Source organism: Mesorhizobium sp. P3_A2 (assembly GCF_056403115.1).
The window spans coordinates 572,333-590,164 of record NZ_JBFUGC010000001.1 but is presented as its reverse complement, the minus strand read 5'-3'; the positions used below and the strand labels follow the sequence as shown (position 1 = coordinate 590,164).

At 63.8% G+C, this 17,832-nt stretch carries 18 protein-coding genes; 5 read left to right on the top strand and 13 right to left on the bottom strand.

Going from position 1 to position 17,832, the window contains the following annotated elements; genetic code table 11:
• Positions 1-39: 39 nt before the first annotated feature.
• The 3 genes from AC1DXM_RS02780 to AC1DXM_RS02770 all read left to right on the top strand — a co-directional run bounded on the left by AC1DXM_RS02780 (position 40) and on the right by AC1DXM_RS02770 (position 2,948).
• Positions 40-954, top strand: coding sequence for a sugar phosphate isomerase/epimerase family protein (locus AC1DXM_RS02780; protein ID WP_477231643.1), 915 nt, complete (start codon positions 40-42; stop codon positions 952-954).
• A 20-nt stretch (positions 955-974) separates the two neighbouring features.
• Complete coding sequence (locus AC1DXM_RS02775) at positions 975-2,060, top strand: fatty acid desaturase family protein (protein ID WP_477231642.1); 1,086 nt, start codon at positions 975-977, stop codon at positions 2,058-2,060.
• An 84-nt stretch (positions 2,061-2,144) separates the two neighbouring features.
• Positions 2,145-2,948, top strand: coding sequence for a 3-methyl-2-oxobutanoate hydroxymethyltransferase (locus AC1DXM_RS02770; RefSeq protein ID WP_477231641.1), 804 nt, complete (start codon positions 2,145-2,147; stop codon positions 2,946-2,948).
• Positions 2,949-2,973: 25 nt separating this feature from the next.
• Here the strand turns inward: AC1DXM_RS02770 and AC1DXM_RS02765 are convergent, their stop codons facing one another.
• Positions 2,974-4,455 (bottom strand): HAL/PAL/TAL family ammonia-lyase, encoded by a 1,482-nt coding sequence (locus AC1DXM_RS02765; protein ID WP_477231640.1) that lies wholly within the window; start codon positions 4,453-4,455, stop codon positions 2,974-2,976.
• Complete coding sequence (locus AC1DXM_RS02760) at positions 4,452-5,453, bottom strand: ornithine cyclodeaminase family protein (RefSeq protein WP_477231639.1); 1,002 nt, start codon at positions 5,451-5,453, stop codon at positions 4,452-4,454. The genes AC1DXM_RS02765 and AC1DXM_RS02760 overlap by 4 nt, the downstream gene beginning before the upstream one ends.
• Positions 5,454-5,565: 112 nt before the next feature.
• Between AC1DXM_RS02760 and AC1DXM_RS02755 the strand changes: the two genes are divergently transcribed.
• Both AC1DXM_RS02755 and AC1DXM_RS02750 read left to right on the top strand, forming a co-directional pair.
• Positions 5,566-6,999 carry a DHA2 family efflux MFS transporter permease subunit gene (locus AC1DXM_RS02755; RefSeq protein WP_477231638.1) on the top strand — a complete coding sequence of 478 codons (1,434 nt, stop codon included), beginning with the start codon at positions 5,566-5,568 and terminating at the stop codon, positions 6,997-6,999.
• 101 nt (positions 7,000-7,100) lie between these two features.
• A complete protein-coding gene (locus AC1DXM_RS02750; RefSeq protein ID WP_477231637.1) occupies positions 7,101-7,508 on the top strand; it encodes a carboxymuconolactone decarboxylase family protein in 408 nt (135 codons plus the stop codon).
• A 168-nt stretch (positions 7,509-7,676) separates the two neighbouring features.
• Here AC1DXM_RS02750 and AC1DXM_RS02745 read toward each other — a convergent pair whose 3' ends face one another.
• The 11 genes from AC1DXM_RS02745 to AC1DXM_RS02695 form a co-directional block, all read right to left on the bottom strand.
• The gene (locus tag AC1DXM_RS02745) at positions 7,677-8,564 is read right to left on the bottom strand and encodes an amidohydrolase family protein (protein ID WP_477231958.1); all 888 of its coding nucleotides are present in this window, start codon (positions 8,562-8,564) and stop codon (positions 7,677-7,679) included.
• Complete coding sequence (locus AC1DXM_RS02740) at positions 8,564-9,682, bottom strand: vWA domain-containing protein (protein ID WP_477231636.1); 1,119 nt, start codon at positions 9,680-9,682, stop codon at positions 8,564-8,566. Before AC1DXM_RS02740 ends, AC1DXM_RS02745 begins: the two co-directional genes overlap by 1 nt.
• 146 nt (positions 9,683-9,828) lie before the next feature.
• The gene (locus AC1DXM_RS02735; protein ID WP_477231635.1) at positions 9,829-10,710 is read right to left on the bottom strand and encodes an AAA family ATPase; all 882 of its coding nucleotides are present in this window, start codon (positions 10,708-10,710) and stop codon (positions 9,829-9,831) included.
• An 8-nt stretch (positions 10,711-10,718) separates the two neighbouring features.
• Positions 10,719-11,723, bottom strand: coding sequence for a xanthine dehydrogenase family protein molybdopterin-binding subunit (locus AC1DXM_RS02730; RefSeq protein ID WP_477231634.1), 1,005 nt, complete (start codon positions 11,721-11,723; stop codon positions 10,719-10,721).
• A gap of 1 nt (position 11,724) precedes the next feature.
• Entirely contained in the window at positions 11,725-13,092 is a 1,368-nt protein-coding gene (locus tag AC1DXM_RS02725; protein WP_477231633.1) for a xanthine dehydrogenase family protein molybdopterin-binding subunit, read from the bottom strand.
• A gap of 13 nt (positions 13,093-13,105) precedes the next feature.
• Positions 13,106-13,588 carry a (2Fe-2S)-binding protein gene (locus AC1DXM_RS02720; RefSeq protein WP_477231632.1) on the bottom strand — a complete coding sequence of 161 codons (483 nt, stop codon included), beginning with the start codon at positions 13,586-13,588 and terminating at the stop codon, positions 13,106-13,108.
• Positions 13,589-13,648: 60 nt separating this feature from the next.
• Positions 13,649-14,443 carry an FAD binding domain-containing protein gene (locus AC1DXM_RS02715; protein WP_477231631.1) on the bottom strand — a complete coding sequence of 265 codons (795 nt, stop codon included), beginning with the start codon at positions 14,441-14,443 and terminating at the stop codon, positions 13,649-13,651.
• Positions 14,444-14,458: 15 nt separating this feature from the next.
• On the bottom strand, positions 14,459-14,902 hold the full coding sequence (locus AC1DXM_RS02710) for an SRPBCC family protein (protein WP_477231630.1): 444 nt from the start codon (positions 14,900-14,902) through the stop codon (positions 14,459-14,461).
• Positions 14,903-15,014: 112 nt separating this feature from the next.
• The gene (locus AC1DXM_RS02705) at positions 15,015-15,842 is read right to left on the bottom strand and encodes a helix-turn-helix domain-containing protein (protein ID WP_477231629.1); all 828 of its coding nucleotides are present in this window, start codon (positions 15,840-15,842) and stop codon (positions 15,015-15,017) included.
• Positions 15,843-16,021: 179 nt separating this feature from the next.
• Positions 16,022-16,792, bottom strand: a complete 771-nt coding sequence (locus AC1DXM_RS02700) for an SDR family oxidoreductase (protein WP_477231628.1) — start codon at positions 16,790-16,792, stop codon at positions 16,022-16,024.
• Positions 16,793-16,816: 24 nt separating this feature from the next.
• Entirely contained in the window at positions 16,817-17,815 is a 999-nt protein-coding gene (locus AC1DXM_RS02695) for an ABC transporter permease (RefSeq protein ID WP_477231627.1), read from the bottom strand.
• Positions 17,816-17,832: the final 17 nt, after the last annotated feature.

Here is a 17,832-nt window from a genome sequence, read left to right as displayed (position 1 = left end):
GCGTGGCGGCTGAATCGCTTACCGGGAGGAGCTCACATCATGATGCAGGCAGGGATCTTCACCGGCTATTTCCCCTATGAGCTCGCGGAGTCCGCCCGGCGCATCCGCGCGCTCGGCTTCAACACGGTGCAGCTCGATTTGCATTTCAGGGATATTGATCTCACGGCCGGGCAGATCACGAAAGACAAAGCAAGGACGGTGCGCGACACGTTCCGCGACCACAATCTGCCGGTCTGCTGTATCTCGGGCTACACCAACATCATCCACCCGGATAAAGCCGAGCGCGAGAAGCGCGTCGGCTACCTCAAGGAGATTATCCGCAACGCGCGCGACTTCGGCTCGCCCTATGTGATCTCCGAGACCGGCACCTACAACACAGAATCCGACTGGGTGCATCACCCCAGGAACAAGACCGAGGAGGGGTTCGAGGAATGCCGCAAGGTGATCTCGGATCTTGCCCAGACCGCCTATGACCATGGCGCAGTGTTCCTGCTCGAAACCTATGTCAACAATGTCGTCGGCTCGGTCGAGGAGACGGTGAAAATGTTCGCGCAGGTCGACCACCCCGGCCTTGGCCTTTTGATGGATCCGACCAACTATTTCGAGGCGCACAACATCGACCGCATGGATCAGGTGCTGAACCAGGTGTTCGACACGCTGACCGACAAGATCCGGATCGCGCATGCCAAGGATGTGAAGCGCTCCGGCAGTGACAAGACGGAGAAGCATGCCGATATCGGTGACGCGGACGCGCATGAGGGGCTGACCTTCCGTGGCGTCGGCGAGATCGAATTGCCGGCGCCCGGCTTGGGCTCACTGAACTATGATCTTTATCTCAAGCGGCTCAGCGAAAAGCACCCGAACATTCCTGTTATCATCGAGCATCTGACCGAGGACGACGTGCCGCGCGCGAAAACATTTCTCGACGGGAAATTCCGCGCCAACGGTCTCTGAGGCCCGGGCGGGAGGTGACGATGGCGGCCAAGACAAAGCGCGATTACAGCCTGGTCGGCGAGAGCACCCGCCGGGCCATCGAGACCGGGCTTGCTTCGGCCGAGTGGTATCATACCGACGTGCCGCGCAAGGCGATGAAGGAGCTGATGCAGCGCTCCGACGGGCCGGCGATCCGCGATACCATCATCTGGATCGCTGCGATCCTGGGCTCGGCCACCGGCATCGTCTGGTTCTGGGGGACGTGGTGGGTGGTGCCATTCCTGCTTGTCTATGGCGTGCTCTATGGTTCGTCGAGCGATTCGCGCTGGCATGAATGCGGCCATGGCACGGCTTTCCGCACGCGCTGGATGAACGATGTCGTTTACGAGATTGCCAGCTTCATGGTGGTGCGCAACCCGGTGCAATGGCGCTGGAGCCATGCCCGGCATCACACCGATACCGTCATCGTCGGGCGCGATGCCGAGATCGCCGTCATGCGGCCGCCAAACCTGATCAAGGCGGCGCTCGCCTTCACCGGCATTCTCGATTTCCGCTATTCGCTGCCGATCCTGGTGCGCCAGGCGTTCGGCAAGCTGTCTGACGATGAAAAGAGCTACATTCCGGAAAGCGAACAGGGCAAGGCCATCATGGCGGCGCGCTGGCATGTGGCCATCTATGCGGCGGCGATTGCCGCCGCGATCGCGCTAAAATCATGGCTGCCGTTGGTGTTGATCGGCCTGCCACGCCTCTATGGCAGCTGGCACATGGTGCTGACCGGACTGCTGCAGCATATCGGGCTGGCCGACAATGTCGTCGACCATCGGCTGAACACCCGCACCGTCTACATGAACCCGGTCAGCCGCTTCATCTACTGGAACATGAATTATCACGTCGAACATCACATGTTCCCGATGGTGCCCTATCATGCGCTGCCGAGGCTGCACGAACTGATCAAGCACGATCTGCCGGTGGCGAACCCGTCGATGTGGCATGCCTATCGCGAAGTCTGGCCGGTGCTTTTGAAGCAGCTGAGATACGAGGATTATTTCCTCAAGCGCGAATTGCCGCCGACGGCGCGGCCCTATCGGGGCGAGTTTCACGAGGTCGATATGTCGGCGGCGGAGTAGTCGTGCCTATGAACCCAGCTATCCGGCCTGCCTCGTGGCCGGTAAGGTGATCGGGAAAATCAATTCCAGCAACAGGGACATTAGATGAGCCGAAAGAGACCGACGGTGGCCGATTTACGCGCCATGAAGGGCAAGCGCCAGCTAACCATGCTGCGCGTGCTGACCATGGATGAGGCCGAGGCCGCCGAGCGGGCAGGGGTAGACATCGTCTCGGTGCCGCCGGAGCTGGTGCTCAACCCGCAATACCGCGATGCCGCGCCCAGCCTGTTCACCATGCCGGGCGAGAACTTTTACGAGATCGGCACGGCGGACGATTTCCTGCGCTGGGCGTTCAGGCTCTACAAGGCGGGCGCCGACGCGGTCTATTGCAGCGCCGGCTTCGCCACCGTGAAGCGGCTCGCCGACGATGCCATCCCCGTCATCGGCCATGTCGGCCTCATTCCGTCGCGTGCGACCTGGACCGGCGGCTTCAAGGCGGTCGGCAAGACCGCCGACACTGCCATGCAGATCTTCGAGGCGGTGAAACAATATGAAGCAGTCGGCGCGCTCGGCGCCGAGATCGAAGTGGTGCCGGTCGAGGTGGCGAAGGCGATCTCGGAGCGCACCTCGCTGATCATGCTGTCGATGGGAGCGGGCACCGGCTGCGATGCGCAATACCTGTTCGCCGACGACATACTCGGCCAGAACAGGGGCCACATGCCGCGCCATTCCAAGGTCTATCGCAATTTCGCAGCCGAATATGACCGCTTGCAAGCGGAGCGGGTGGCGGCGTTTTCCGAATATGTCGCCGACGTCAACAGCGGCGCTTATCCGGAAGACAAGCATGTGGTGCGCATGGACCCGACCGAGCTCAGCCAGTTCATGAAAAGGGTGGATGAAAAGGCCTGAACTCGCCGATCTGGCCTGGTCGCTGTTACGCCCGCCAACCGCCGTTGGCGAGCGAGGCGTAAAGCGGCTCGGCGTCCGGGCCGAGCGGCCTGTCTTCCCTGAGGCTTGCCACGTGCGCGCGCACCGCCGCATGGATGACTCCTGTCGCCGGCGCCAGCGTCAGGCCTTCGCGCAAATCGACCGCCTGTGCTGCCGCCATCAGCTCAAAGGCGATCAACCGTCTCCACAGGCCGATCATGCCGGCGCATTTCGTAACAGCGAGCAGCGTCTGCGTTGCATGGTCCTCGACGCCTTCCGAGACCGGCAGGAAGTCGAGCATCACGGGATTGGCCTTGTGGCGGATGGCGGCGAGGATCGCCGTGACTGTCTTTTGCAGCGGCACGAAGCCGGCGGACGCGCCGCCGATTGGCGACAAATATTTGGGCAGGCCGTTGCGGCCGGAGCCGGTGAGTTGGACGAAGCGTGCGGCCGTTGCGGCTGAGGCCTGCGCGATGGCGAGGCCAAGCGTCTCGAAAGCGAGTGCCATCGAGGCGGTGTGGAAATTGCCTGTCGACAAGACCAGATTGTCCTCTCCGAGTACCAGCGGATTGTCGGCGGCGGCGTTGAGCTCGATTTCTACCGCAAGCCTTGCATTGTCGATCGCCTGGATCAGCGCGCCGTGTATCGACGGCATGCAGCGGACCGAAAGCGGATCCTGCAAGGTGGTGGGCGGCGGTTGCTCGTCGCGGGCGAGCAGATCACGTAGCTCCTTTGCCGCAAGCTGCTGGCAGGCCGCCGGACGCGCCAGATGCAGGCGCGGATCGAGAATGGTGCGGTTGGCGCCAAGTGCCTCCATCGTCAGTGCGCCGGCTTGCTGCTGTTGTTCAAAGGCTGAGAGGGCATCAGCGAGCGCCAGCGCGCCGGCGCCCGTCGAGACCGCCGAAGCATTGATCAACGACAGTCCGTCTTTGGGCGCCAGGCTGACCGGCGCCAGCCGCGCCATCATCAACGCCTTTGCGGAAGGCATGCGCCGGCCTTGGTAGTCAGCCTCGCCCTCCGCAATCAGCGTGCGGGCTATCGCGGTCATCAGCAGCAGGTCGCCGGCGCCGATTGAACCTAGAGACGGCATCACAGGATGAACGCCCGCATTGAGCGCGTCGACAAGGGCGGTCAAAACAGCCGGCGAAATACCCGAACCGCCAACCGAGAACATCGCGGCACGCGCCAGCATGGTCGCCCGCACCGCCTCTTGCGGCAGCGGCTCGCCGACAGCGCCGCTGCGGCCTTCCAGCAGCTGGCGCTGGAAGGCACTGGCATCGCCTTCGACCGTGGTGCCGAGATTGGCGCCGAGCCCGGTGTTGAGGCCGTAAATCTGCTGGCCGGACGCGGCGGCCTGGTCAAGCACTTTGCGAGCTTTGTCGAGCCTCTCGATGACCGCAGGCCCGACCTCGACCTTGCGGCCGCCACGGGCGACGGCCGCGACATCCTCGACGCTGATGCCGGCGCCGCTGAGGACGAGCGCGCTCATGCGAAGCGCAGCCTCTGGCCAATGCCCTTGTCTGCGGCCTTGGCCAGCATTGCCTTGCCCAGCGCAATGTCGGACAGCGACAGGCCGCGATGCCAGAACAGGATCGTCTCGTCGTCGCTTTCGCGCCCGGCTTTCAGGCCGGCAGCGATCTGGCCGAGTTCGGCATGCAGCGTCTTTTCGCTCAGCCGCCCGGTCTCGACATGGGCGCGCAGCGAACCGAACTTGCCGCCCTTGCACTGGCCCCAATCGTCGACGACCATTTTCTGCATGATGTCGGTCAGCGACAGCTCCACCGCGCTCATCGTACCATAGGGCACGACGAAAGCGCCGGGCTTGATCCACTCGGTCTTGAGCAGCGGCTGCGGCTCCGAAAGCCGCGAGGCCTCGACGACGATGTCGGCGCCTTTCACGCAGCTCTCCCAGTCAGCGACCGCGGTGACCTTCTTGCCGAGATCGGCTGAAAGTTTGGCCGCAAAGCCGTCGCGGCTTTCCGGCCGGCGCGAATGGACGCGGATCTCGTCGAAATCGAAGAGATGATCGAGCAGGCGCACATTCCAGTAGGCGGTGCCGCGCGCGCCGATATGGGCAAGCACCTTCGAGTTCTTGCGCGCCAGATGCTTGGCGCCGATGGCGGTGACGGCGCCGGTGCGCATGTCGGTGATGACGGTGGCGTCGAGGATGGCGCGCGGCGTGCCGGTGCGCGGATCGAACAGGTTCAAAATGCCGAATTCCGAGGGCAGGCCGTGCAGATAATTGTCGACATAGTCGCCGACGATTTTCACGCCGGCCGCATCGAGCGGCGCGACGTAGCCACGCAGCACGTTGAAATGGCCGTGGAAGGAGGGATCAGGCTCGAGATGGACGCGCGGCTCGATCACCGTCTGGCCATTGCCTTGCGCGACCAGTCCGGCCTCGACGGCGGCGATGATTTCGCCGTCGGTCATCTCAAGGGCTTCGATATCGAGGGCATTGAGGTAGTCGATATAGATCGGCTTCATGCAGGTTCCTTGCCGCTAAGGCGCTAATCCATAACAGGCCGCGCGCCGACACGGAAGTTTGTTGGCTAGGCTCTGGACTGGGCCAGCCATATGCTGTTCAACGCGGTTCGTCATGACTGCCGTTCCCGACACCGAAGCCTCCACTGAGACCGCCAGCAATGCGCGGCGCGTGGCGCTGATCGTCGCCATCGCGTTTTTCATGCAGTTGCTGGATTCGACGATCATCTCGACCTCGCTGCCGCAGATGGGCCAATCCTTCGGCGTGCCGGCGGTGGCGATGAGCATCGGCATCACCGTCTATATGCTGACCATGGCGGTGTTCGTACCGCTGTCGGGCTGGCTTGCCGACCGCTTCGGGGCGCGCAACATCTTCCTGCTGGCGATCGTGCTGTTCACGCTGGCCTCGCTCGTCTGCGGCTTCTCGCAAAGTCTCCCTCAATTCGTCGCCGCCCGCGTCGTGCAGGGCCTGGGCAGTGCGCTGATGACGCCGGTCGGGCGCATTCTCGTTTTGCGCAATGCGCCGAAGTCGGAGCTGCTCAATGCCACGGCGCTGATCACCTGGCCGGCGCTGTTCGCGCCTGTCGTCGGGCCGGTGCTTGGCGGCTTCATCACCACCTATCTCTCCTGGCACTGGAATTTCTTCATCAACATCCCGCTTGGGCTGATCGGACTGACGCTGGTCGCCCGCTTCATTCCCGGCGACCGCGAGGCCGACCCCAAGCCGCTGGATTGGCCGGGATTTTTCCTGACATCGCTGGGACTTGCCCTTCTGCTCTATGGCCTCGAACGCATTGCGCATCCGGAAGACGGCGCCTTGCCGACCGTGCTGTTGATCGCGGCCGGGATCATCATCGGCTGGCTCGCGGCGCGGCATCTCCGGCGCGCACCGCATCCGCTGCTCGATCTCAGCGCATTCAATGTGCTGACCTTCGCCATCTCGACGCTCGCCGCCGGCACCATTTTTCGGGTGGCGATCAACGCCACGCCGTTCCTGCTGCCATTGCTGTTCCAGGTCGGCTTCGGGCTTTCGCCCGTCGATGCCGGGTTGATGATCCTGGCCTATTTCCTCGGCAATCTCGGCATGAAGACGGTGACGACGCCGACGCTCAGGCGTTTCGGTTTCCGCTCAGTTATGGTCGTCAACGGCCTGATCGCCTCGGCCTCGATCATGGCCTGCGCGGCGATCTCGCCTGAGACGCCGCAGGCGCTGGTCGTGGCGCTGATGCTGGTCGCCGGCCTGTCGCGCTCGATGCAGTTCACCGCGCTGAACACGCTGGCCTTCGCCGACATCGACGCGACGCAGCGCAGCTCGGCGGCGACGCTGTCGTCGATGCTGCAGCAGATAGCGATGCTGTTCGGCGTCGCGGTGGCGGCGGCGATCCTCAACCTGTCGCAGATCATGAGGGACCGGCCGGCGCTCGACCTCGTTGATTTTCGCATCGCCTTTGTTGTGATCGGCACCATCGGGCTGGTGGCGGCGTTGCGGTTCCTCGTGCTGCCGCCTGGTGCGGGCGCCGAGGTTTCCGGCCACTCGACGCAGGGTTGACGTTCACCCAAAAATTCAAAGTGTGGCAAAGGGATTAGCCGTGTTTGCTCACGCCTTGATTCATCCCCGCTTGCAGAATGATCCAAACGAAAGGAAACGTCATGGCCGCCACAAGACTTCTCAGCGATGCCGAGGTGGAGAAGATCCCAGCGGTGAAGGCAGTGTTCGACGACATCCGCGCCACCCGCAAGTCCGATTTCGTCAACAATTTCTGGCGCGGGCTGGCCAATGATCCACCCTTGCTGAAACGGACCTGGGAACAGGTGAAGGTGGTGATGGCCACGGAGAGCGCCATCGATCCGCTGACCAAGGAGATGATCTACATCGCCGTGTCGACCGCCAATGGTTGCTCCTACTGCGTCCATTCGCATACGGCCGCCGCTCGCGCCAAGGGCATGACCGATGCGCAGCACGGGGAGCTGGTGTCGATCATCGGGCTTGCCGGGCAGACCAACCATCTGGTGACGGCGATGCAGATTCCGGTCGATCCGGAGTTTGAGGTGAAGTAGGCTCTTCACCTTCTCCCCCTGTGGGAGAAGGTGTCGCCGAAGGCGACGGATGAGGGGTGCTCCAGGGAACGCCAACGTTTCACTCCGCTGGAACACCCCTCATCCGTCTCGGCGCTGCGCGCCGATCCACCTTCCCCCACAAGGGGGGAAGGCAAGGGCAGCGCCGCGCTATACCGGCCGATAAACCTTCTCGGCCGTGTTCCAGAAAATATCCCCCTCAGCCGCCGCCCCGTGCTTCGCCACTGCCGCGCGGTGCGCCTGGATCAGCTCGGCGTGGCTGGTCCAGAGTTTCTCGATCGGGAAGTTCGAGCCGAACATCAGGTGGTCGCTACCCAGAATGTCGATCGTATTGTCGACGATGTAGGCGATCAGATCCGGGTCGTTGCGGTGCACGAAGGTGCCGAGTCCCGACAGCTTGGCGTAAAAATTCGGCGCGGCTGACAGCGTGCGCAGGCCAGCTTTCCAGGCCTCGGTCGTCTCCGGCTCCATGCCGGTCAGCATGCCGGCATGGGTGAGGATGAAATTGGTCTGCGGGTTCTCGCCGACCAGCGTCAGCCCGTCCTTCATCTGGGCGGGGAAAAGCTGCAGGTCGAAAGACAGACCATAATCCTTCAGCCGCGCGACATTGGCGCGGATCTTGGGGTCGATGACCTGGTCGGCCGAGGCGGCGAAGCGGAAGGCCGGCGTCTCATGCCAGTGCAGCTGCATGCGCACGCCGCGCAGCAGCGGATACTTTTTCAACCGATCGATCTGCGGTCTGACATCGTCGACCGTCATGTCGGTATAGCCGACGATGGCGTGCGGCCAGCCGGTTTCATCAGCGGTCTTCTGCAGGAAGGCGACTTCTTTCTCGAAATCCTCCTTGGCCCAGTTGGTCTGGACATAGACGGCTTTCTCGACCCCGGCGCCTTTCTGGTCTTCGAGGAATTCGGTGATCGGATAGTCGCGGCGGATCGGCTCGTACGGCCCGAAGATGCGCGGCACCATCGGGCCGACAAGCCAGGGCTGGTCCTTTTGGCGCCAGATGTGGAAATGCGCGTCGATGGCTTTCTGCATCACGAGACCCTCTTCCAGATTGCCGCCGCGGCCGGAGCGGAGCGGGCAAGCGACAGGATGAAATCGGTGAGGCTGCTGAGCGACGAGCCGTCGATGAGATCGTCGAGGTCAGGCAGGATGGCGCGTAGCGCCGCCGTTGCCGGGTGGAACCGTGGATCGCCGGCGAGCGGTGTCGCCAGCGAGAGCCGGAAGGCACGGGCGCTCAGGCGGCGTATCGCGGTTTCGAGATCGGCATGGTCGCCGCGTTCCAGCGCATCCGACAGGATGACGACTGCAGCACCGCGCGCGAAGGCCGAGAAGCGCGGCACCGAGAGAAAGGCGAGCAGCGTCGGTCCCATGCGCGTGCCGCCATCCCAGTCGTCGACCAGTGCAGCGGCGCGCGCCAGCGCCTGGTCACGATCACGGATGCGCAGTGCCGAGGTGATGCGGGTCAGCCTCGTTCCGAAGGTGAAGATTTCCGCGCGGTCGGCGCTTTGCACGGCGGCGTGCGCAAGTTTGAGGTAGTCGGCCGTGTGCAATTTCATCGAGCCGGAGACGTCGATCAGGAGCAGCAGCTTGCGCGGCACGGTCTGGCGGCGGCGAAGCTGCGGCGAGGGGATGTCGCCATCGGCGCTGACGATTTCGCTGAGCGAACGTCTGAGGTCGAGCGTGCCGTGCGAACGCGTGCGTACTGTGCGGAAAGAGCGGCGGGCGGGCAAAGCGGAAGCGAGTTTGCGGCGGAAGGACCCAAGGCCATCGTCGTCGCGCTGGAAATCGCGGCTGCTCAGTTGTTCGATCGCCGACGACAGCTCGCCGCCTTTCTCCCGGCGCGTGGTCTGGCTCTCTTCCTCGCGGGTGCCGTGATCGTCCTTGATGCGCGTTTCCTCGTCCTCTTCGCCTTCGATCGAGGGTTTGGCGTCGCCATAGAAATGGCTGCGGAAATGCGCTTCGAATTCGCTGCGACGGTCGGGCGAGGGCGCGAGCGTCGCGAGCGCCGCCTCGCGGATGTCGGCCATCGAGCGCGGGCCGAGCAGGGTGACCGCCTGCATGAAGCTGGTGACCTGTTCGGGGGCGATGGCAAAGGCGTGGCGGCGTAGCAAGCGGGCGAAGCTGAGAAAAGGCGCTGCGGCGCGAGGCAAGCTCTCCTCGCCCCGTTTACGGGGAGAGGATGCCGGCAGGCAGGTGAGGGGCAGCGCTGACGTTCGAGGTTCGCGCCGCCCCTCATCCGCCCCTTCGGGGCACCTTCTCCCCGTGAACGGGGAGAAGGTGTTGTCGAAGTCCCGGCTCACGCCAGCGCCTCCTCGACAATCCGGCCAAGCTCCGGCGCGATCGCGGACAAATCCTCCTCGTCCTTGATCAGCACGCCAATGGCGCGGCGGAAGGCTTGCGGCCACGGGCTGCCGCCCTTCTCCAATATGGTGGCGGCGTTGGCCCATTCGAGCGCTTCTGAGATGCCGGGCGGCTTGGCGAGCGGCCGGGCGCGGATGGTCTGTACGGCGGCGGCCACGGCGTGAGCCGTTGCTTCGGCGACATCGCCGGCGCGCAGCATGATGATCTCGGCTTGGCGCTTTGCGTCGGGATAGCCGATCCAATGATAGACGCAGCGCCGCCTGAGCGCTTCCGCCAGCTCGCGGGTGCGGTTAGAGGTCAGGATAACGATCGGCTGCGCCTCGGCGCGAATGGTGCCGCGTTCTGGAATGCTGATCTGGAAGTCAGAGAGAAACTCCAGAAGCAGCGCTTCAAATTCATGATCCGAGCGGTCGATCTCGTCGACGAGAAGCACGCGATGCTCGGGCGCCCGCAGCACCTGCAGCAGCGGCCGCGCGATCAGGAAACGGTCGTTATAAATGTCGATTTCGTGCTCGCCGGCATGGCGGATGGCGAGCAGTTGGCGCTGGTAGTTCCATTCGTAGAGCGCATGCGCGGCGTCGATGCCTTCATAGCATTGCAGCCGCACCAACTCGCGTCCGAGTATCTGCGCAATCGCCTTCGCCGCTTCGGTCTTGCCGACACCGGGCGCGCCTTCGAGCAGCAGTGGTTTGCCCAGCCGGATGGCAAGGAAGATGGCGGTCGCGAGGCTGTCATCTGCGAGATAGCGCGAGGCAGCGAGCTGCGACGCCACCGCCTCCGGCGAGGTCGCGATGGTCTCGGCTGTCTGCTCGGGCATCTCGGTCCTCAGTTTGCCGCTTGCGCCTTCAGCGCCCGCAAGATCCGTTCCGGCGTGATCGGCAGCGCGTCGATGCGCACGCCGACGGCGTCGAAAACGGCATTGGCGACGGCCGGAATTTGCGGGTTGGCGCACATTTCGCCTGGACCCTTGGCGCCATAGGGGCCATCCGCCGACGGCCGCTCCAGCACGATGATCTCGGTCTGGGCGAGATCGCCGGGGCCCGGCATCAGATACTGGTTGAAGTCGGTGCCGCCATGGTCGCGGTTGGGATAATAGGGCTCGGTGGTCTCGTAGAGGGCATGGCTGATGCCCATCCAGGACCCGCCGACCAGTTGCTGCTCGACCATTTTCGGGTTCAGCGCACGGCCGATCTCGAAAATGTTCTTCACCGTCAGCACCGTCACCTCACCGGTCTCGTCGTCGACCTCGACTTCGGCCACCGTGCAGGCGTGGGCGTAGCAGGTCGACGGCTTCATCGCGCCGGTCTCCTTCTCGGGATAGGAGCGCGGGATCAGGAACATACCGCGTCCGGAGATGGAACGGCCGCGCTTGAAATGCGCCGACAGCGCGACATCGAAGATCGAAATCGACTTTTGCGGTGCGCCCTTGACCAGGATGTTGCCTTCGCCATCCGTCTCGAGGTCGGATGCATTGACCTCCAGTTCCTCCGCTGCCACTTCCAGCATCACCTGGCGGGCTTCCTTGGCCGCCTGGATGACGGCATTGCCGGCGCGGTGGGTGCCGCGCGAGGCGAAGGTGCCCATGCAGTGCGGACCGGTGTCGGTGTCGGCGGTGTCGATGATGACCCGGTCGGTCGGCACGCCGATGGTCTCGGCGCAGATCTGCGCCATGATCTGCTTCAGGCCCTGGCCGAGATCGACGGACGAGAGCGTGACCATGAAATTGCCGGTCGGTGTCGAATGCACCAGCGCCTGGGTCGGGTCGCCGCCGAGATTCATGCCGGTGGGGTAGTTGATCGCGGCGACGCCGCGTCCGCGCCGGATCGCCATCTCAAGCTCCCTTCGTATAAGAAGACATCGCCATGAATTTCTCCGCCACCGGCCAGTTGGCGGCGCGCGAGGCCTCCTGCATGCACTCGATCAGGGCTGCGCCTTCGGTCGGCTGGCGATGCGCCTTCATGTCACCGTCGCGGTAGGCGTTGATGAAGCGGAATTCGAGCGGATCCATGCCGATCAGCCGCGCCAACTTGTCCATCTGCACCTCCAGCGCAAAGTCGCCAATGGTGACGCCGAAGCCGCGCATGGCCGACGAGGGCGTGCGGTTGGTGTAGACGCAGTAGGTGTCGATCCAGACATTGGGGATCGTATAGGGCCCGGGATAGTGCGCCGCCCCCTTCTGCGCGCCATAGGGCGAGTGGCGCGAATAGGCGCCGGCATCGGTGTAACCCGTCACTTTGCGCGCGACGATGCGGCCATCCTTCATCACGCCGTCCTTGATGACGACCTTTTCGGCTGCCCGCGGGGACGAGATCTGCATTTCCTCCTCGCGGCTGTAGATAAAACAGACCGGTCGCCCGGTTAGTTTGGCGCCGAGGATGGCAATCGGCTCCACGATGACATCGACCTTGCCGCCAAAGCCGCCGCCGACCGTGCCGCCGACGAAATGCAGCTTCGAGCCCGGCATCTGCAGGATGATCGAGGCGTTGTCGAGGGTGAAGAACATCGCCTGCGTGTTGGTGTAGCAGGTGAAGCGGTCATTGCCCTCGGGCGCGACGATACAGCCGGTGGTCTCGGTCGGCGCATGCTCGATCGGCGAGGACTGGTAGCTCTGCTCGAGGATATGGTCGGCCTCGGCAAAGCCTGCCTCGACATCGCCGAAGCGCACCTTGCGGCATTTGCCGCTGTCGTAGAGATAATAGTTCTGACCGTGATACTCGTTGACGAGAGGCGCGCCGGGCTTCAGCGCCTCCTCCATATCGAAGACGGCCGGCAGCACTTCGTAGTCGACCTTGACCTTCGCTGCGGCCTCTTGCGCCGCACGATCCGTCTCGGCCAGCACCGCCACCACGGCCTCGCCCTTCCAGCGTACCTTGCCGTCGGCCAGAACCGTCTCGTCCTCCGGCCCGATCTGGATCAGGATCAGGATGGTGTAGACATTGTGCGGCACGTCCTTGGCCGTGAGGATTTTCACCACGCCCGGATGCTTCTCTGCCTCGGAGGTGTCGATGGAGCGGATGCGGGCATGATGGTGTGGGCTGCGCACCATTTTCAGGTGCAGCATGCCGGGGAAATTGCGGTCGGCGAAATAGGCGGTCTTGCCCGTGACATGCCCCGGCGAATCCAGCCGAGGCCTGGGCTGGCCGATCTCGTGCAGGCCGTCCTTGCGCTGGTCGGCGAAATAGCTCTTGCGCAGTTCCATTCTTTTGGTCCCCTCAGGCCGCGTTCTGCGAATTGGCGCGCGCCGCTGTCAGCACCGCCTGGATGATCGGTTCGTAGCCGGTGCAGCGGCAGATGTTGCCGGACAGCGCCTCGACGACGTCGTCGCGGCTGGGGTTGGGCGTGTGGTCGAGCAGCACCTTGGCCGCCATGATCATGCCCGGCGTGCAGAAGCCGCATTGCGTGGCGAAGGCGTCGAGGAAGGCGCGCTGCAGCGGATGCAAAACGCCGGCTTCGGCGAGGCCAGATGTCGTGGTGATGGCCGCCCCATTGCAGGTTTCGGCCAATGTCAGGCAAGAGAGCCGGAGCTCGCCGTCGATGACGACCGAACAGGCGCCGCACGTGCCCTGATGGCAGCCGCCTTTTGGCGAGGTGTCGCCGATCTTGTCGCGCAGCGCATGGAGCAGCGTCGTGCCGCCCTCGACGAATTCGGCCTTCTCGCTGCCGTTGAGCGTGAACTGAACCGGAACCTTTGCCATGTTTTCCTCCCAGCGCGCCTGCCCGATTGATCGGACAGACGCGCGCCCCCCTAGCGGTGGTTAAGTAAGCAGCAGACGGCCGAGATAGACCGGCAGAACCTCGGCGCGATACCAGGCGCTAGCGATCGGATCGGTGATTGGCGAAGTGCCTTCGCCTGCCGCAGCCAGCGCTGCTGCGATGCCGTCCCGGTCAAGCCGCTTGCCGATCAGCGCCTTTTCCGCCGCCCTGGCGCGCATCGGCCGGTCTGCCATGCAGCCGAGCGCTATCCGCGCCGAGGATATGGCGCCGTCGCCGGCCTGTTCGAGCGCGGCGGCGATGCTCAGCACCGAGACGCCCTTGGGCTTCACGCGCGACACTTTCAGGAAGCGGAAGCCCTCGGCCTTCGGCAGCGCGAAGCTGACTGAGGTGACGATGGCGTGGTTGTCGTCCCGCATGGCCAAGAAATCCCCAATCGGCAATTCCCCGTCATCGGTACCGACCGTCGCATCGAGCGCCAGCAGCGCGACCGCGAAATCGCCATAGGGCGCGGATGCAAACAAATTGCCTCCGACGGTCGCCATGTTGCGGATCGCCGGGCCGCCGACGGCGCGTGCGGCCTTGGTGAGCGTGGCTAACTCGGGATGGCGGGCGACGGCCGCCATCGTCACCGACGCACCGATGCGGGCCTTGCCGTCCGTGACCTTGATGGCCGAAAGCGCCGGATCGGTCGAGCGAACAAGACTGGAGACCGAAATGTCGCCTTCATTGGCGGCGCGTACGACCAGCGTGCCGCCGCCGAGATAACGGGTGCCGGCAGCTTTTAGCGCCGCATTGGCATCCCGAACGGTCGAAAAAGTCTGGAGGGCAAGTGCCATGGCAGGCTCCCAGGTTCAGCTTTGGCCGGCGAAATGGCTTTTCAGCGCATTGAAGCCGCCCTGGAAGACATTGGCGCCCATGCCGGCGGCAATCTTGTCGGCCTCTTCGGGCGCGGCGTCGAAGCTCGCTGTCCATTCGGCATAGGTGCGGTCGCCGTCGGTCACCCGGCGCAATTGCAGCGTCGCCGTGTGGTTGGTCAGCGGCTGCGGCGTTTCGAGGATGGAATAGCTGACGAGGAAATTCTCGTCGGAGAAATCGAGCAGCTTTTCACGAATGCGGGCGCCGCTGGCGAGCTCGAAATTGCGCACGCAGCCGATGGTGCCGGCGTCCTTGCCGTCCTCGATATGGCTTTCGACCATGCGTGGGTGCCAGCCCGGCAGGCCGTTGAAGTCGCGTATGCGCGCCCAGACCTTTTCGACCGGCGCGTCGATGACGCTGGAGATGGTGACATCAACCATATGCTCTTCCCCTACAAATCCAACATGTGGCGAGGGTAGGGCGGCAGCTGGCGCGGCGCTTATCAATGCGTCTCGCGTCCGTATCAAGGAGTCTGAAAAACAGCCGTTTCGCTCAGGCCATGGCCCGCGCCGCCTCGCGGTAAAGCGTCGGCGGCACGCCGACATGGTCGCGGAAGAAGCGCGAGAAATTGCCCTGGGTGGTGAAGCCGAGATTGCAGGCGACCGCGATCAGCGGCTCCTGCGACCACTGCAATTGCCGCACGGCTTCCTCCATGCGCAGCGTGTTCCAGTAGACATTGGGCGTCAGATTGGTCTGTTCCTTGAACAAAGCGAAGAAATGCGGCCGCGACAGGCCGACGCTGCGGGCGACATCGTCGAACGAAATACGTTCGCAGACATTGGCCTTCATCAGCTGGATTGCCTTGCGGACGCGGAAATCCTGCATGGTGTGGATGCGGATGCGTGCCTCCTGCGGCGCCGAGGCATCGGCGGCGTCGAGCACGGAATCGATGAAGCGCTCGATCTCGTAATTGGCGACGTCGTCGATGCTTTCATTGTCGCTCAGATGGTCGAGCAGATTGGCGGCGGCCTGGTGCAGCCAGGGTTCGAGCGTGATCGCGGCCTGCGCGAACAGCGGCGCTGACGAAGGCAGGTCGCGGCGCCGGCGCGCCCAGTCCGGGTCGATGTAGAAGGCCAGGAACAGGCCCGGCCTGCCGTTTTGCGACAGGACATGGCTGTGCGGCTGAAAGGAGTTGATGCCGGCGGCGGTGCCTGGACCCAGCCGCACCGTCTCGCGGCCGATGGTCATCTCGCCGGCCGTGCCTTCCAGCCAGATGATGATGTGGGCCTCGACATGAGCATGGGTGACGAAGTCGCTGGCGACATTCAGGACAGAAACATGTCCGAACCGGCCCCAATAGAGCCTGATCGCGTCCGTCATGGGTATATCCTCCCGCAGACGACTTGCCTCCCTTCGCCTGCATTGGGATTGTGCGGCTGAGTTCGGGCTCCCGTCAAGGCGCAGGGCGAAAGCAGCCGTGTGCTGCCATGCGCGGCAGCGGATTTTCAGACTGAGCGATAGGGTTTTGCCTTCTCCCACAAGGGAGAAGGGAAGAACCATCAAACCGAAGCCGTCATGCCGCCGTCGACATAGAGCGTGTGGCCGTTCACGAAGGACGATGCGTCCGACGCCAGGAACACGGCGGCGCCGATCAGCTCGTCGACATAGCCCCAGCGGCCGGCGGGCGTGCGCTTTTCCAGCCAGGCGGAGAATTCCTGGTTGTCGACCAGCGCCTGGTTCATTTCGGTGCGGAAGTAGCCGGGGGCGATGGCGTTGATCTGCAAGCCGTATTTCGCCCAGTCTGTGCACATGCCCCGGGTCAGGTTGCGGATCGCTCCCTTGGTTGCCGTATAGGGCGCGATGTTGGGTCGGGCGAGTTCGCTCTGCACCGAGCCGATGTTGATGATCTTGCCTTTTCCGCGCCCGATCATGTTGCGGGCGACCGCCTTGCCGGCATGGAAGGCGCCGGAGACATTGGTCTTGAACAGCCGCTCCCACTGCTCCTCGGGAAAATCCTCGAGCGGGGCGCGAAACTGGATGCCGGCATTGTTGATCAGGATGTCGATCGGACCGATCTCGGCCTCGATGCGGGCAACATCCGCATCGACGGCGCGAAAGTCCGTCACGTCGAAGGTCGAGGCGTGCGCCGTGAAGCCGGCATCGCGCAAACCTGTTACTGCGTTCGCGACCTTGCCGGCATCGCGGCCGTTGAGCACTACACTGGCACCATGCTCGGCAAGGCCGCGCCCCAATGCGAGGCCGATGCCTTGGCCGGAGCCGGTGATAAGCGCCAGCCGGCCGCTAAGGTCGAACAGCGATTTCGATGTCAAAGCAATGGTTTCCAGCCGAAGGTTTCAGTCATTGCGCCTGAAGTTGCGGATGCGGTCGAACAACACCGCAAGCAGGATGGCGCCGCCGATGAACACGCCTTGCCAGAAGGCATTGATGCCGAGCAGACCGAGGCTGTTGCGGATCACTTCTATGAGCGCGGCACCGACGATGGCGCCGAAGGCGGTGCCGACGCCACCGGCGAGATTGGCGCCGCCGATGACGGTGGCGGCGATCACCTGCAGCTCCATGCCGGTGCCGAGATTGGTGGTGACCGCACCCAGCCATCCGGTCTGGACGATGCCAGCAATGCCGGCCGCCAGCGCCGAGATCATATAGACGGCGACCTTGATCTGCTTGACGGGAACGCCGGTCAGCGTCGCCGCATGTTCATTGCCGCCAATGGCGAAGATGTGCCGGCCGAACTTGGTCCAGCGCAGCGTGAATCCGGTGATCAGCGCCAGAAGGATCATGTAGAGCACGGGATTGGCGATGCCGAACACCCAGGCGCCGCCGCCCAGCGCCAAAAGCTTGTCGTGATCCGGGCCGAACTGGAAGACGACGGTGTTGTTGGAGGCGACCATGGCAAGGCTGCGGGCGATCGACAGCATGCCGAGCGTCACCACAAAGGGTGGAAAGCCGAGGTAGGCGATCAATATGCCATTGAAGGCGCCGATGGCCAGCGCGGTGGCGATCGAGGCCAGGATGCCGACCTCGATCGAGTAGCCCGCATGCATGGTGACGGCCAGCACCATCGACGACAGGCACAGCACCGAGCCGACTGACAGGTCGATGCCGCCGGTGATGATGACGAAGGTCATGCCGAGCGCGATAATGGCGACGAAAGTGATGTTGCGGGTGATGTTATAGAGGTTTTTCTGAGTGGCGAAGGCGTCGGTGGCAAACGACAGGAAAATGCAGGCGAGGATGACGGCAATCACCACCCAGAAGGTCTGGCTGGCGAATATGCGCGAGAAGAAGCTGTGCTGTTTCTGCGCGATCGTCTGGTCAAGCGTGACTGCCATTGTCGACCTTTATCCCC